Origin of the sequence: Serratia sp. 201 (assembly GCF_037027545.1) — a bacterium.
Classification (GTDB): domain Bacteria; phylum Pseudomonadota; class Gammaproteobacteria; order Enterobacterales; family Enterobacteriaceae; genus Serratia; species Serratia bockelmannii.
This window is the reverse complement of the sequence record NZ_JAXCHC010000005.1, coordinates 283,981-298,772: the sequence shown is the minus strand read 5'-3', so window position 1 is coordinate 298,772 and position 14,792 is coordinate 283,981. Positions and strand designations below refer to the sequence as shown.

Annotated in this window: 13 protein-coding genes; 3 read left to right on the top strand and 10 right to left on the bottom strand. The window is 59.5% G+C overall.

From position 1 onward, the window contains the following. Window positions 1-23 precede the first annotated feature (23 nt). The 5 genes from hemG to WA302_RS23000 all read right to left on the bottom strand — a co-directional run bounded on the left by hemG (window position 24) and on the right by WA302_RS23000 (window position 5,320). A complete protein-coding gene (gene hemG, locus WA302_RS23020; RefSeq protein WP_043137471.1) occupies window positions 24-557 on the bottom strand; it encodes a menaquinone-dependent protoporphyrinogen IX dehydrogenase in 534 nt (177 codons plus the stop codon). Between the two features lie 21 nt (window positions 558-578). Continuing rightward, the gene (gene trkH / locus WA302_RS23015) at window positions 579-2,030 is read right to left on the bottom strand and encodes a Trk system potassium transporter TrkH (protein ID WP_025304932.1); all 1,452 of its coding nucleotides are present in this window, start codon (window positions 2,028-2,030) and stop codon (window positions 579-581) included. Between the two features lie 35 nt (window positions 2,031-2,065). Then, window positions 2,066-2,680 (bottom strand): IMPACT family protein, encoded by a 615-nt coding sequence (locus WA302_RS23010; protein ID WP_336064760.1) that lies wholly within the window; start codon window positions 2,678-2,680, stop codon window positions 2,066-2,068. Next, window positions 2,680-4,011 (bottom strand): Xaa-Pro dipeptidase, encoded by a 1,332-nt coding sequence (gene pepQ, locus WA302_RS23005; RefSeq protein ID WP_089196416.1) that lies wholly within the window; start codon window positions 4,009-4,011, stop codon window positions 2,680-2,682. Before pepQ ends, WA302_RS23010 begins: the two co-directional genes overlap by 1 nt. 112 nt (window positions 4,012-4,123) lie before the next feature. Continuing rightward, window positions 4,124-5,320, bottom strand: a complete 1,197-nt coding sequence (locus WA302_RS23000) for an MFS transporter (RefSeq protein ID WP_043137482.1) — start codon at window positions 5,318-5,320, stop codon at window positions 4,124-4,126. Window positions 5,321-5,552: 232 nt separating this feature from the next. Between WA302_RS23000 and fadB the strand changes: the two genes are divergently transcribed. Next, window positions 5,553-7,742 carry a fatty acid oxidation complex subunit alpha FadB gene (gene fadB, locus WA302_RS22995; protein ID WP_049203622.1) on the top strand — a complete coding sequence of 730 codons (2,190 nt, stop codon included), beginning with the start codon at window positions 5,553-5,555 and terminating at the stop codon, window positions 7,740-7,742. 10 nt (window positions 7,743-7,752) lie between these two features. Beyond that, entirely contained in the window at window positions 7,753-8,916 is a 1,164-nt protein-coding gene (gene fadA / locus WA302_RS22990) for an acetyl-CoA C-acyltransferase FadA (protein WP_025304928.1), read from the top strand. A gap of 172 nt (window positions 8,917-9,088) precedes the next feature. Here fadA and fre read toward each other — a convergent pair whose 3' ends face one another. The 3 genes from fre to pepE all read right to left on the bottom strand — a co-directional run bounded on the left by fre (window position 9,089) and on the right by pepE (window position 12,149). Next, window positions 9,089-9,790 carry an NAD(P)H-flavin reductase gene (fre, locus tag WA302_RS22985; protein ID WP_025304927.1) on the bottom strand — a complete coding sequence of 234 codons (702 nt, stop codon included), beginning with the start codon at window positions 9,788-9,790 and terminating at the stop codon, window positions 9,089-9,091. A gap of 50 nt (window positions 9,791-9,840) precedes the next feature. Next, window positions 9,841-11,337, bottom strand: coding sequence for a 4-hydroxy-3-polyprenylbenzoate decarboxylase (gene ubiD / locus WA302_RS22980; protein ID WP_099816950.1), 1,497 nt, complete (start codon window positions 11,335-11,337; stop codon window positions 9,841-9,843). A gap of 86 nt (window positions 11,338-11,423) precedes the next feature. Continuing rightward, the gene (gene pepE / locus WA302_RS22975) at window positions 11,424-12,149 is read right to left on the bottom strand and encodes a dipeptidase PepE (protein WP_260515955.1); all 726 of its coding nucleotides are present in this window, start codon (window positions 12,147-12,149) and stop codon (window positions 11,424-11,426) included. A 246-nt stretch (window positions 12,150-12,395) separates the two neighbouring features. Between pepE and rfaH the strand changes: the two genes are divergently transcribed. After that, complete coding sequence (gene rfaH / locus WA302_RS22970) at window positions 12,396-12,884, top strand: transcription/translation regulatory transformer protein RfaH (RefSeq protein WP_025304924.1); 489 nt, start codon at window positions 12,396-12,398, stop codon at window positions 12,882-12,884. A gap of 45 nt (window positions 12,885-12,929) precedes the next feature. Here the strand turns inward: rfaH and hemB are convergent, their stop codons facing one another. Together hemB and tatD are read right to left on the bottom strand one after the other, a co-directional pair. Beyond that, window positions 12,930-13,952 (bottom strand): porphobilinogen synthase, encoded by a 1,023-nt coding sequence (hemB, locus tag WA302_RS22965; RefSeq protein ID WP_025304923.1) that lies wholly within the window; start codon window positions 13,950-13,952, stop codon window positions 12,930-12,932. 14 nt (window positions 13,953-13,966) lie between these two features. Next, complete coding sequence (tatD, locus tag WA302_RS22960) at window positions 13,967-14,749, bottom strand: 3'-5' ssDNA/RNA exonuclease TatD (RefSeq protein ID WP_167324723.1); 783 nt, start codon at window positions 14,747-14,749, stop codon at window positions 13,967-13,969. Window positions 14,750-14,792: the final 43 nt, after the last annotated feature.

The window sequence follows — 14,792 nt, the reverse complement described above, 5'->3', positions numbered from 1 at the left end:
CGCTGGCCAAACCCGCGTTTTTGTCACTTTTCGTACTGGATCTGGCTAAATTCCTGGGCAAAGCGGTCGACCTGTTGCCAATCTGTGTACTCCACTTCCTTACTGGTATCCGTTTCACCGCCCGTCATACGCATAATGAATTGAATCATGATGCGATCGAACCAGCGATAGCGCGGATAACGCAATGCGCCGGCAAACACCGCGCACTGTTTTGGCTGCCACGGCGAAGCCAACAGGAACTTGCGGGTATAGGCGTTGGTTTGTGGCGAACGCTTTTCCGGTTTGCGCGCGGTCAGGTTGACGGCAAAGAATGCGCTCGGCATCCGATTCAACTGCTCAGCATGACGCTTGACGAATTTATCCAGCGCCGGGTTAAAGTGCCCGTAACGGATAGAAGCGCCGATCATCACCTGCTGATACTGGTTAAGATCGACCTGTTCTGCCTGCAGCAGATCGATCACCTCACAACGCAGCGTATCCTGCAACTTGCTTGCTATATAAGAAGCGATAGCACGTGTTTGCCCGTCACGGCTCGAATAAAGTATCAATGCCTTCATGGCCTACTCCTTATATCAGGCTTACTCACGCCAGAAGGTTGGCGTGAACAGCACCAGCAATGTAAACACTTCCAGGCGCCCGAACAGCATCGTCACCACCAGGACCCACTTGGCCGCCGCCGGCATCGTGGTGAAGTTATCCGCCACTACGCCCAGACCGGGGCCGAGGTTATTGAGCGTTGCCGTCACTGCGGCGAACGCGGAAAAGTCGTCAACGCCGGTGGCAATGATCGCCAGCATGCTGACGATAAACACCAGCGCATAAGCAGAGAAGAATCCCCACACCGCCTCCAGAATGCGTTCCGGCAGCGCACGGTTGCCCAATTTGATGGTATAGACCGCGTTGGGGTGCACCAGCCTTTTCAACTCGCGCGAACCTTGCAGGTACAGAAGCAGGATACGGATCACCTTCAGGCCGCCGCCGGTCGAGCCGGCGCAACCGCCGATGAACGCCGAGCACAGCAACAACATCGGCAGGAACAGCGGCCACTTGGCGATGCTGTCGGTCGTGAAACCGGCCGTAGTCGCCATCGATACCACCTGGAAGAACGCCTGATTGAGCGTTTCCATACCGCTCTTATAGACGCCATGTCCCCAGAGCACCAACGTACACACCACCACCAACGTCAACTGAACGAAGATAAACATGCGGAATTCAGGATCGCGCCCATACACCTTCAGGCTGCGGCCGCTCAGCAAAGCGAAGTGCAGGCCGTAGTTACAGCCGGAAATCAGCAGGAACACGGCGATGATGGTGTTGATGGTCGGGCTGGCGTAATAACCGATACTGGCGTCGTGGGTAGAAAAACCGCCGATGGCGATGGTCGAGAAACTGTGGCCGATGGCATCGAACACCGACATCCCAGCCCCCCAGAGCGCCAGCGCACAGGCGACGGTCAGCAACACATAGATTAGCCACAGGGTTTTGGCGGTTTCGGCGATGCGTGGACGCATCTTGTTATCTTTCAGCGGCCCGGGCATTTCCGCCCGATACAGCTGCATGCCGCCGACGCCGAGTATCGGCAGTATCGCCACCGCCAACACGATGATCCCCATGCCGCCCATCCATTGCAGCATTTGGCGATAGAAAAGAATAGCCTTCGGCAGCGAGTCCAACCCCACCAGCGTCGTCGCACCGGTGGTCGTCAATCCCGAGAAGGATTCAAAGAAGGCGTCGGTCAGCGACAAATTGGGCCGTTCCGAAAACAGGAACGGCAATGCCCCCACGCTGCCCAGCACGGTCCAGAACAGCACGACGATCAGGAAGCCTTCACGCGGCTTCAGCTCGTGTTTTTGCTTGCGGTTCGGCCACCACAGCATCAGCCCGATGGTCAGCGCCACGAAGAACGTTTGGCTGAACGCGCGCCCCGCCCCATCGCGATAAATCAATGCCACCAGGCCGGGAATAAACATCGTCCCGGAGAACAGGATGACCAGCAGACCAACGATACGGGTTATGGCGCGAAAATGCATTTCAGCACGATCCTTAGCAATTCAATTGGGAGGAATTATTGCGAAATGGGGGTTAATTGCAAATTACCGCGACTGAGATCACGCAATTTATTCCCAAACAGCTCGACCTCGGTGGCCGGCAACGCCAGATGCAGCACGACGGCGGCACCGTACTCGCCCTGCAGGATCCGACCTGCGGTTTGCTGCAGCAAGTTCTCCACCAGCGCCAACTGCGCATAGTCGCACTGCAAGATATATTCGGCTTCCGGCACCTTTTCTACCAACACCAGCTGCTTCAACGCCTGTTGAACACCGTTGCCATAGGCTTTCACCAGCCCGCCGGTGCCCAACTTGACGCCGCCATAGTAACGAACGACCACGGCGGTCACTTCGCCGATACCGCTGCCCATCAGCTGCACGAGGATCGGTTTGCCAGCGGTGCCCGACGGTTCTCCATCGTCGGAGAACCCCAGCTGCTGTGAGTCATCGGGGCTACCGGCGACGAAGGCCCAACAATGGTGCCGCGCCGCCGGGTGCTCATCCCGCACCTGCTGAATAAACGCCTTTGCCGCTTCTACCCCGCTGGTTGGCGCCAGCAGGGTGATAAAACGGCTCTTCTTTATTTCTTCGGTAAAGCGGGTTGCTTCCGCCGGTATCGGGTACGGCCGCATCAGGCCAGGTTCAGATCGCGCGTCATGTTCTCGATACGCTTTTCATGGATCACGATGTTGTCTTCGATGCGAATACCGCCATACGGTTTCAGCGCATCGATGCGATCCCAGGCGAAGTGCTGCTTGAACTCACCGCTGCGCCACGGCGCCAACAGAGATTCGATGAAGTACAGACCCGGCTCGATGGTCAACACCATGCCCGGCTGCAACACGCGGGTACAACGCAGGAACGGATACTTGGACGGCGCCGCCAGATGGGTGCCTTGCTCATCCTGCATAAAGCCAGCGGCGTCGTGCACCTGCAGGCCCAACGGATGGCCCAACCCGTGCGGCAGGAACGGCGTGGTGATGCCCGTTTCAACCATCGCCTCTTCGCTGAGGCCATTCACCAGTTTGTGATTCTTGAGCAACTTGGCGATGCGCTGGTGCATCTGCACATGGTAGTCGGTATAGCGCACGCCGGTTTTAATGGTGTCGATCAGCGCCAGCTGTTCACTATTGAGATCTTTCACCAGATGAGCGAACTCGCTGCCGCTTTGCGCCGCATAGGTACGCGTCAGATCGGCGGCGTAGCCGTTATATTCCGCCCCGGCGTCGATCAGAAAACTCAGGGACTCGGCCGGCGGCTGATGATCCAGCTTGGTGTAGTGCAGCACCGAAGCGTGCTCGTTCAACGCCACGATGTTGTCGTAAGGCACATCGGTATCGCGGTGGCCGGTCGCCGTCAGGTAGGCCAGATTGATGTCGAATTCGCTCATGCCGGAGAGGAAGGCCTCATGCGCGGCACGATGGCCGGTTACCGCCGTCTTCTGCGCTTCGCGCATGCAGGCCAGCTCATAGCCGGTTTTAATCGAACGGTGGAAATCCAGGTAGTTCAGCACCGCTTTCGGGTTGATGTTCTCAGAAGGGATGCCGAGATCGCGGGCGCGCTGTTGGGCATAACCGATATAGCCGACGCGCTCACGCTGCGGCGGCAGCTGCTGCGCGATGGCGTCGGTGTTGGCCAGCGGCATCAATTCGAGGGATTTGGTCCAGAAACTGTCCGGCAGCGGCTCTACACTGTGCCAGTAGTCAACCGGGGAGTAGAACCACAGCTTCGGCTTGTTGACGCCATCTATCCACAACCAGCAGTTCGGCACCGACGTCACCGGCACCCAGGCTTTGAAATGCGCGTTCACTTTGAACGGATAGCTATGGTCGTCCAAAAATACCTTTTGCAGTTCCCCGGAGTGAATCAGCAGCGCATCCAACTTGTTGCGCTCCAGCACTTCGCGCGCGCGTTTTTGCAGCTCTGCTAGGTGGTCGTTATACAAAGAAGCCAGCGTTTCCATCACAGTACCCTTATGCCTTAGCACGAAAGAAGTCATCTTAACACAGCGCTCCGACGCTCCAACCTCATCGCGTTGGGCATGCGGAGCAGCTCGCAATTCCCTGCAAATGCCGTTACATCCGCAGCTTAACCATTAACCAGCCGCCCAAACCGAGCAGCGCTATCGCCAGCGCCCACAGGCCATGGTGTTCCAACAACACCGCACCGGCCGCGGCGACGCCCGCCAGACACTGCTGCAGAAAGCCGCACAGCGCCATCGCATAGGCACCGTACTCTTTGGCATCGCTGACCGCCATCGCCATGCTGTTGGGAAACAGCACCGCCTGGCCAAAAATGGTCAGGCAATACAGCGCAATGAACAGCGCCATACCGGAAAGGCCGGCCAGGACGCCGCTCCACCACAGCAGCAGGATCGCCGCCGTCGCCAGCGCCACGATGCCGCTGCCGGCCTGCATCAGTTTTTTCCCGCCGAGACGCGCCACCGTACGGTTCACCGTCAGCGCCCCGCTGAAGTAGGCGACGCCGATCACCAGCCCCAGGGCGCCGAACGCCGTGACGTTGAGACCAAACCCCTGCTGCATGACGAACGGACTCACTTCCTGCAGTGTCACCGTGGTGGCAAAACCCAGCCCACCGACGCAGGCCGGCCAAAAAAATCCCGGCCGCCGCAGGATGGCGAAGTAGGTGGCCGCCATCGCCGGACGTGGCCCACGAGCGCGCCCTGCCTCCAGCGGCAGCGTCGCCATCAGCGCCAGAATGGCCAAACCGGTGGCGCCCATCAAGACGAAGCCCATCTGCCAGTGTGAATATTGGCTGAGCAGGCCGCCGACGAACTGGCCGCCGCCCAGCGCGGTGATAAAAGCGATGGAGAGCACCGACAGCCGTCGCGCCAGCTCGTCACCGCTCCAGTTATCCCGCACGATGATACGCGCGATGATCGCCGCACCGCCGGCACCCACGCCCTGCAGCGCACGCAGCGTCAGCAATTGGGCGCCGTTGCTGCACAGCGCCAACAGCCCGCTGCAGCCAATGAAAAGAAACAAAGACAGCGTCAGGGGCGCGCGGCGGCCAAAGCGATCGGCGGCCGCGCCCCAAAACAGCACCGGCAAGGCGGCGCCGATGACGAAGATTGAAATGGACAGCTCGGTGGCACGCCGGCTCATCGCCAGCTCCCGCATCACCGTTGGCAGCGAAGGCAAATACACGGTCGTCGCCATTTGCGCCATAAACACCAACAGACACGCCAGCGCCATGGTTCTGGCGGGAATGCTCCACAAGCCGCTGCGTTTAACACAAGCCGCCTTAGTCATGCGTAACCTCGTCTGAATGTTCATCGCTGCGAGCAAGTGTATGAGTGCCGACACACTCCAGCAAATGCCGATAGCACATAAAATATAACTTCGTTTCAAATCAAAAAACTAACTTGGCGACATGTGATCCGACCAGCAAATATGCAATCTCTCATTTGCATATTTTTAACATAAAAACCACACTCCTCTTCATCTGGTCATACCAGATCATACGCTGATTCAGGAGATAGACATGCTCTACCAAGGCGAAACATTACAACTGCACTGGCTCGATAACGGCATCGCCGAGCTGGTGTTCAACGCATCAGGCTCGGTCAACAAGCTGGACACCCGCACCGTCGCCAGCCTGGGTGAAGCGCTCACCGTGCTGGAAAACCAACCTGAGCTCAAGGGGTTGCTGCTGCGCTCCTCCAAAGCCGCGTTTATCGTCGGCGCCGATATCACCGAATTCCTTTCTCTGTTCGCCGCACCGGCTGAAAAGCTGCACGAGTGGCTGGTATTCGCCAACAACGTCTTTAACCGGCTGGAAGATTTGCCGGTACCGACCATTTCGGCCATTAACGGCTATGCACTCGGCGGCGGTTGCGAATGCATTCTGGCGACCGATTTCCGCGTCGCCTCACCGGACGCGCGCATCGGCCTGCCGGAAACCAAATTGGGCATCATGCCGGGCTTCGGCGGTTCCGTCCGCCTGCCACGCCTGCTGGGTAACGACAGCGCGCTGGAAATCATCGCCGCCGGCAAAGACGTCAGCGCCAAAGACGCGTTGAAAGTCGGCCTGGTGGATGCGGTGGTAGCACCGGAAAAACTGGCCGAAGCGGCGCTGAAAATGCTGCAACAGGCGATCGACGGCAAGCTGGACTGGCGCGCCGCGCGTCAACCTAAGCTGGAGCCGCTGAAGCTCAGCCCGATCGAAGCGGCAATGAGCTTCACCACCGCCAAAGGCATGGTGCTGCAGACCGCCGGTAAACATTACCCGGCACCGATGACCGCGGTGAAAACCATTGAAGCCGCCGCCAAGCTGGGCCGCGATGAGGCACTGAAACTGGAAACCGCCAGCTTCGTGCCGTTGGCACGATCCAACGAAGCGCGTGCGCTGGTCGGCATCTTCCTTAACGATCAGTTCGTGAAAGGCCAGGCGAAAAAGCTGGCCAAGAATGTGGACGCGCCGAAACAGGCGGCGGTGCTGGGCGCCGGCATCATGGGCGGTGGCATCGCCTACCAATCGGCGCTGAAAGGCGTGCCGGTGATCATGAAGGACATCAGCGACAAATCACTGACGCTGGGCATGAACGAAGCGGCCAAGCTGCTCAATAAGCAGCTGGAACGCGGCAAACTGGATGGCCTGAAAATGGCGCAGGTGCTGTCGACCATTCAACCAACGTTGGACTACGCCGGCATCGAGCGCGCGCAGGTGATCGTCGAAGCGGTCGTGGAGAACCCGAAGGTCAAAGCCGCCGTACTGTCGGAAGTGGAAAACCTGATCGGCGAAGAGACCGTTCTGGCGTCGAACACCTCGACCATTCCGATTAATCACCTGGCAAAATCGTTGAAGCGCCCGCAAAACTTCTGCGGCATGCACTTCTTTAACCCGGTACACCGCATGCCGCTGGTTGAAATCATCCGTGGCGAACAAACCAGCGACGAGACCATTGCCAAAGTGGTGGCCTACGCCAGCCGCATGGGCAAAACGCCGATCGTGGTGAACGACTGCCCGGGCTTCTTCGTCAACCGCGTGCTGTTCCCATACTTCGCCGGTTTCAGCCTGCTGCTGCGCGACGGCGCCGACTTCCGTCAGATCGATAAAGTGATGGAAAAACAGTTCGGTTGGCCGATGGGCCCGGCCTACCTGCTCGACGTGGTGGGCATCGACACCGCACACCACGCGCAAGCGGTAATGGCCGCCGGCTTCCCGGAGCGCATGAGCAAAGACTATCGCGATGCCATTGACGTGATGTTCGACAACCAGCGCTTCGGTCAGAAAAACCAGCTGGGCTTCTACCGCTACAGCCAGGACAACAAAGGTAAGCCGCGCAAGGACAACGACGAGCAGACCGATGCGCTGCTGGCCGAAGTGAGCCAACCGCGCCAGACCATCAGCGACGAAGAGATCGTTGCGCGCATGATGATCCCGATGATCAACGAAGTGGTGCGTTGCCTGGAAGAGAAGATCGTCGCCAGCCCGGCGGAAGCCGATATGGCACTGGTGTACGGCATCGGCTTCCCTCCGTTCCATGGCGGCGCATTCCGCTACCTGGATACGCTCGGCACCGCCAACTACGTTGAGCTGGCCCAGCGTTACGCACACCTCGGCGCCCTGTATCAGGTGCCGGCCGGTCTGCGCGCCAAGGCCGAGCGCAATGAAAGCTACTACCCGGTGGCGACACCGCTGTCCGACGTCGCTACCCGCCAACCGGCATGAGGTCATAAAGATGGAAAACGTAGTTATTGTTGATGCCGTACGCACGCCGATGGGCCGCTCCAAGGGCGGCGCCTTCCGCCAGGTGCGCGCCGAAGATCTCTCCGCTCACCTGATGCGTGAAGTGTTGAGCCGTAACCCGGCGCTGGACGCCGCCGAGATCGATGACATTTACTGGGGCTGCGTGCAGCAGACGCTGGAGCAAGGCTTCAACATCGCCCGCAACGCCGCACTGCTGGCCGAAATCCCGCACCGCGTGCCGGCGGTGACCGTTAACCGCCTGTGCGGCTCTTCGATGCAGGCATTGCACGACGCGGCGCGCGCCATCATGGTTGGCGACGCACACGTCAGCCTGATCGGCGGCGTGGAACACATGGGCCATGTGCCGATGAACCACGGCGTGGATTTCCATCCGGGGCTGAGCCGAAGCGTGGCAAAAGCCGCCGGGATGATGGGGCTGACCGCCGAAATGCTGGCCAAGATGCACAACATCAGCCGCCAGATGCAGGATGAGTTTGCTGCCCGCTCCCACCAGCGCGCACATGCAGCGACGCTGGCGGGTTACTTCAAAAACGAGATCATTCCGACCAACGGCCACGACGCCGACGGCGTGCTGACCCGTTACGATTTCGATGAAGTCATTCGCCCGGAAACCACCGTCGAAAGCCTGTCGGCCCTGCGTCCGGCGTTCGATCCGGTCAACGGCACCGTCACCGCTGGCAGTTCTTCCGCCCTGTCGGACGGCGCTTCCGCCATGCTGCTGATGAGCGAGTCGCGCGCCAAAGCGCTCGGTTTGAAGGCCCGCGCCCGCATTCGCTCGATGGCGGTCGTCGGCTGCGATCCTTCCATCATGGGCTACGGCCCGGTGCCGGCCAGCAAGCTGGCGCTGAAACGCGCCGGTCTGAGCGTGCAGGACATCGATCTGTTCGAACTGAACGAAGCGTTCGCCGCCCAGTCGCTGCCGTGCATCAAAGATCTGGGGCTGATGGACAGTATCGACGACAAGATCAACCTGAACGGCGGCGCCATCGCGCTCGGCCACCCGCTGGGCTGTTCAGGCTCCCGCATCTCGACCACCCTGTTGAACAACATGGAACGTCGCGACGCACAGTTCGGTCTGGCGACCATGTGCATCGGCCTGGGCCAGGGCATCGCCACCGTATTTGAACGCGTTTAGCTGTGTCTATCTTGGGATGACCGCGTCACCACTTCAAATCGCGGCATCCCGCCAAGTTTAGTTGCCGTTCTTCCCGCCTGTCAGGGGCGGGTTTTTTATGCCTGAAGTTTGCCGGCGCCCAAATAAAAACGGGGCGACCCTCGGCCACCCCGTTCACTGCGTATCGCCTCGGTCAGATAAACGAAAACGCGTCGCCAAACATATGCGCTTCCTGCGCGCCGCGTTCGGCGCAGAAACGCTCGCGGGCGATTTTCGCCATCTCGAAACGCCCGGCGATGTAGATGTCGTGCTCCGCCAGCGTACCGAAATCCTGCAGCACCGCGCTGAGCACGGTGCCGCTGCGGCCGCGCCATTCGGCTTCCGGCTGCTCGACCACCGGGATCACCTTCAGATTCGGATGCTGCAACGACAGCGCTTCCAGCTCGCTCAAATCGTACAGGTGCTTCAGCTCACGCCCGCCCCAGTAGATTGAAATGTCGCGATCGGGCTGCTGCTCCAGCGCGGTCAACAAGATTGAACGCGCGTAAGAGAAACCGGTGCCGCCGGCGATCAGCACCAGCGGACGGCTGCCCTCTTCCCGCAGCCAGGCGTCGCCATGCGGCACGTCAACGGTGATCGCCTGCTCTTTCAGGATGCGATCCATCACCGCCATGGCGTACAGATTCAGCTCCGAAGCACCGATATGCAGCTCGATGTACTCTTGCTGCGTCGGGGTTGATGCCAGCGAGAACGGGCGCTTGTCGCGCTCGTCCATCACCACCATCAGATATTGCCCTGCCTTGAAAGAAAACGGCTGCTCGGGCACCAGACGTACCCGATAAACCGTATCGGTAATGGCCTCTACCGAGGTCACTTTACAGCTCAATATTGTCATGCGTTCCCTCTGTCGGGTCATCAATGCAAAGCTGAGAACAGGGCCTGACGCTACAGCGTCGGTTCCCTGTCACTGAAGATTGCGAGCTCATCCCAGATTTCGTCGACGCGCGCACGTACCTTTTCATCCATCTGAATCGGACGGCCCCATTCGCGATCGGTTTCACCCGGCCATTTATTGGTGGCGTCCAGCCCCATCTTCGAACCCAGACCGGAAACCGGCGAGGCGAAGTCCAGATAGTCGATCGGCGTATTCTCCACCAGAACGGTATCCCTTGCCGGATCCATTCGTGTGGTGATCGCCCAAATTACGTCGTTCCAGTCGCGCGCATTGACGTCGTCATCGCAGACGATAACAAATTTGGTGTACATAAACTGCCGCAGGAACGACCAGACGCCCATCATCACGCGTTTCGCATGGCCGGCGTACTGTTTTTTCATGGTCACTACCGCCAGGCGGTACGAGCACCCTTCCGGTGGCAGATAGAAATCGACGATTTCCGGGAACTGTTTTTGCAGGATCGGCACGAACACTTCATTCAGCGCCACGCCCAGGATCGCCGGCTCATCCGGCGGGCGGCCGGTATAGGTCGAGTGGTAGATCGCGTTGCGACGCTGGGTGATGTGCGTGATGGTAAATACCGGGAACTGGTCGATTTCATTGTAGTAACCGGTGTGGTCGCCGTAGGGGCCTTCCGGCGCCATTTCACCCGGCTCGATATAGCCTTCCAGCACGATTTCGGCGCTGGCTGGCACTTCCAGATCGTTGGAAAGACACTTGACCACTTCGGTTTTATTGCCGCGCAGCAGCCCGGCAAAGGCATATTCAGACAGGGTATCCGGCACCGGCGTGACCGCACCGAGGATAGTGGCGGGATCGGCGCCCAGCGCCACCGCAACCGGGAAACGCTCGCCGGGGTGCGCCTGGCACCACTCCTGATAATCCAGCGCGCCGCCGCGATGCGACAGCCAGCGCATGATCACTTTATTCTTGCCCAGCACCTGCTGACGATAGATGCCGAGGTTTTGCCGTTCCTTATGCGGGCCACGGGTCACCGTCAGCCCCCAGGTGATCAGCGGCGCGGCGTCTTCCGGCCAGCAGTGCATCACCGGAATACGGCCCAGATCGACATCCTCACCCTGCCATACCTGCTCCTGACAAGGCGCGGACCCCAGCACCTTGGTCGGCATGTTCAGCACCTGCTTGAACTTCGGCATTTTGTCGAACAGATCGCGGAAGCCTTTCGGTGGCTCCGGTTCTTTGAGAAACGCCAGCAGTTTGCCGACTTCGCGCAGCGCGCTGATGTCTTCCTGCCCCATGCCCATCGCCACGCGATTGGCGGTGCCGAACAGGTTGCACAGCACCGGCATGTCGTACCCTTTCGGGTTTTCAAACAGCAATGCCGGGCCGCCTGCCCGCAGGGTGCGATCGGCAATCTCCGTCATTTCCAGGTAAGGATCGATCGGCTGGCTGATGCGTTTTAGTTCCCCTCTCTTCTCCAGCAACGAGAGGAAATCGCGTAAGTCACGGTATTTCATGCTGATCATTATAACGGCCTGTGGGGAGGGCATTATAAGCCCTCTTCACGGTTGTTGCTGCAATTTTGTTAACGCCGCCCGCTGCCGGGTGGCTCTCAGCCGCAGTTGAACGGCACCAGCGCAGCCAGCGCGCGCGTATCCTGATATTCGCGCGTCTCCTCGCCATGGCGGAACACCTTGAAGCCCTGCCCATTAGCGCTGAAGTAACGCAGCGCATTGCCTTCAACATGCAGCAGGCTGCCTTCCCGCAGCGCCACCACCGATTCGCTCGGGTTGATCGCGCAGAACTCCGCCAGGCGCTCGTCACGGGTTTCGCCCATGTGGCCGCTGATGTGCGCGTCGATGTAATGCGGGTTGATCTGTACCGGGAACAGCCCCAGCGCCGACAGCACCACGCTGCAGCGCACCGGCATGTCATTGGTGGTGCGAATGCTCGGCGTGGCCACATTGCAACCGGCGCTCCAGCCGACGTAAGGCACTTCACGCTCGCGCACCGCGCGCTGGATAGGCACGATCAGGCCTTGCTCGTGCAGCATTTGGTTCAGCAACCAGGTATTGCCGCCGCTGACCAAAATGCATTCCGCCTGCGCGATCGCCGCCGCCGGTGAAGCGGTGTGGTGGATGCTGGTGACTTCGATGCCCAGCGTTTGCGCCAGTTCCTGCGCACGCTGGTCGTAGTCGTAACGGATCAGGGCGTAAGGGATAAAGACGGCGGATTTGATGCCACGACGCGCAATCATCGCCAGCAGTTGGCTTTTAGCGTACCCCAGCAGCTCGGCTTCACCAGACAGCTTGCCGTTGCTCAACAGAAACAGCTCCATTTCTTTCTCCCTCGGTCGAAAACGATGAATAGCGTCACAGCCGGTAGCGCAACGCCTTGCCATACTGTGACGGTAACAAATTTTTAGCCCTCTGTTATACCAGCGCCGTATCGATAAGTGTGTGACCCCTCGCTAATAGCCGCAGATTCATAGAGATAGGTGATGTTACACGCTGAAACTTGCATCACTATGTATCCGGAATAGCTTTTGATATGCTTACCGGCTGGCAGAAAGGCATGTGAAACTATGGAATCCTGGTATCTACTTTATTGCAAACGCGGTCAGCTGTTGCGAGCGCAGGAACATCTGGAGCGGCAGCAGGTAAACTGCCTCAGCCCGATCATCACGCTGGAAAAGATCGTGCGTGGTAAGCGCATCGCGGTCAGCGAACCCCTGTTTCCCAACTATCTGTTTGTGGAGTTCGACCCGGAGCGCATTCACACCACCACCATCAGCGCTACCCGTGGCGTCAGCCACTTCGTGCGTTTCGGCACGTTGCCGAGCGTCATCCCGAGCAAGGTGATCGATGAACTGCGCACGCACGCCTGCGAAACCTATGTCGATCCGGAAACCCCACAGCCGGGGGATACTGTTCTGATCGTCGACGGCGTGTTCGAAGGGCTGCAGGCGATCTACACCGAGCCGGACGGCGAGGCGCGTTCCATGTTGTTGCTGAACCTGATCAACAAGCAGGTCAGTCAAAGCATCGACAACCGACAGTTCCAGAAGATGTAATGCAAAAGGCGCCCTCAGGCGCCTTTTTGTTGGCTCATGTTCCGCTTAGCGGCGCATCGCGTCGTCGTGCAGCCACTGGGCGACACGCTTGGCGAAGTAGGTCAGCACGCCGTCGGCGCCGGCGCGTTTGAAGCACATCAACGACTCCATCACCGCAGGTTGCTCCTGCAGCCAGCCGTTCTGAATCGCCGCCATGTGCATGGCGTACTCGCCGGACACTTGATAAGCGAAAGTCGGCACACCGAAGGTATCCTTCACGCGGCGCACCACGTCCAGGTAAGGCATGCCCGGTTTCACCATCACCATGTCCGCACCTTCCTGCAGATCCTGCGCAATCTCCTGCAGCGCTTCGTCACTGTTGGCCGGATCCATCTGATAGGTTTTTTTGTTGCCGCCCTTCAGGTTGCCGCTGGAACCCAGCGCATCGCGGAACGGACCGTAGTAGCAGGAAGCATACTTGGCGGAGTAGGCCATAATCTGGGTATTCACCAAACCCTGCAGTTCCAGACGATCGCGGATCGCCCCGATACGGCCGTCCATCATGTCGCTCGGCGCCACGATTTCTGCGCCTGCTTCGGCATGAGACAGCGCCTGACGCACCAGAATGTCTTTGGTCACGTCGTTAATCACGTAGCCCTGCTCATCGATCACTCCGTCCTGCCCGTGGGTGGTGTAGGGATCGAGCGCGACGTCGGTCAGAATGCCCAGCTCAGGCACCGCGTCTTTCAGCGCGCGCACCGTGCGCTGTACCAGCCCTTCTGGGTTATAGGCTTCTTCCGCATGCAGCGATTTCAGACCCGGTTCGATCACAGGGAACAGGGAGATCACCGGCACGCCGAGTTTGGCGATGGTTTCCGCTTCCTTAATCAGCAGATCGATCGTCATGCGCGATACGCCCGGCATCGAGGCCACTTCTTCCTGGCGGTTGCTGCCTTCCATGACAAACACCGGATAAATCAGGTCGTTGACCGTCAGTTGGTTCTCGGCCACCAGGCGGCGGCTGAAGTCATGACGGCGTACGCGGCGCATACGACGACCAGGGAAGGTACCCGGAAATGCATAGCTCATAGTTTTCTCCTAGCTCAAACCAGCCGGAATAGCCGGCGGGCGTTCTCATCGGTCTTTTGCCCCAGCCATTGCGGCTCTTCCTGTCGCCAGACGGCGACCTGATGCACGATGTGGGGCAGGAAACAGGGTTCGTTGCGGCGAGATGCGGGTTTAGGCTGTAAATCCCGGGGCAACAGATAAGGGGCGTCCGTTTCCAGCAGCAGACGCTCGGCCGGGATCTGCGGCAACAGGGCTCGCAGTTCCAGGCCGCGCCGCTCGTCGCAGACCCAACCGGTAATCCCGATCGACAGGCCTAGCGACAGGCAGCTTGCTAATTCTTCGGCGGTGCCGGTGAAGCAGTGCACTACGGCCGCGGGCAGTTTATCCAACCACGGCGTCAGTAGCTCGGCAAAACGTGCGTGTGCGTCGCGGCAATGAAGAAATACCGGCAGCGCCAATTCCGCCGCTAACGCCAGCTGCGCGGTGAACGCCGCTTCCTGCTGTGCGGGCGTCGAGAAATTGCGGTTGAAATCCAGGCCGCATTCGCCGATCGCCGCCACTTCTGGGTGCGCGGCCAACGCATAAATCTGCTCGGCGGTGTGTTCATCCCAACTGCTGGCGTTATGCGGATGCACGCCGGCAGTAGACCAGCAATAACCCGGATGTTGCTGCGCCAGTTTGGCGGCCTCACGGCTCTCCGGCAGATCGGTGCCGGTAATCAACATCCCGGTAACGCCCGCCGCGCGAGCGCACTCCACCACGGTCTCGCGGTCTTTGGCGAATTGGCTGCTGGTGAGGTTAACGCCGATATCAAACATGGTTTTTTCCAAAGCAAAAGCCGCCCAATGGGCGGCTTAGCAA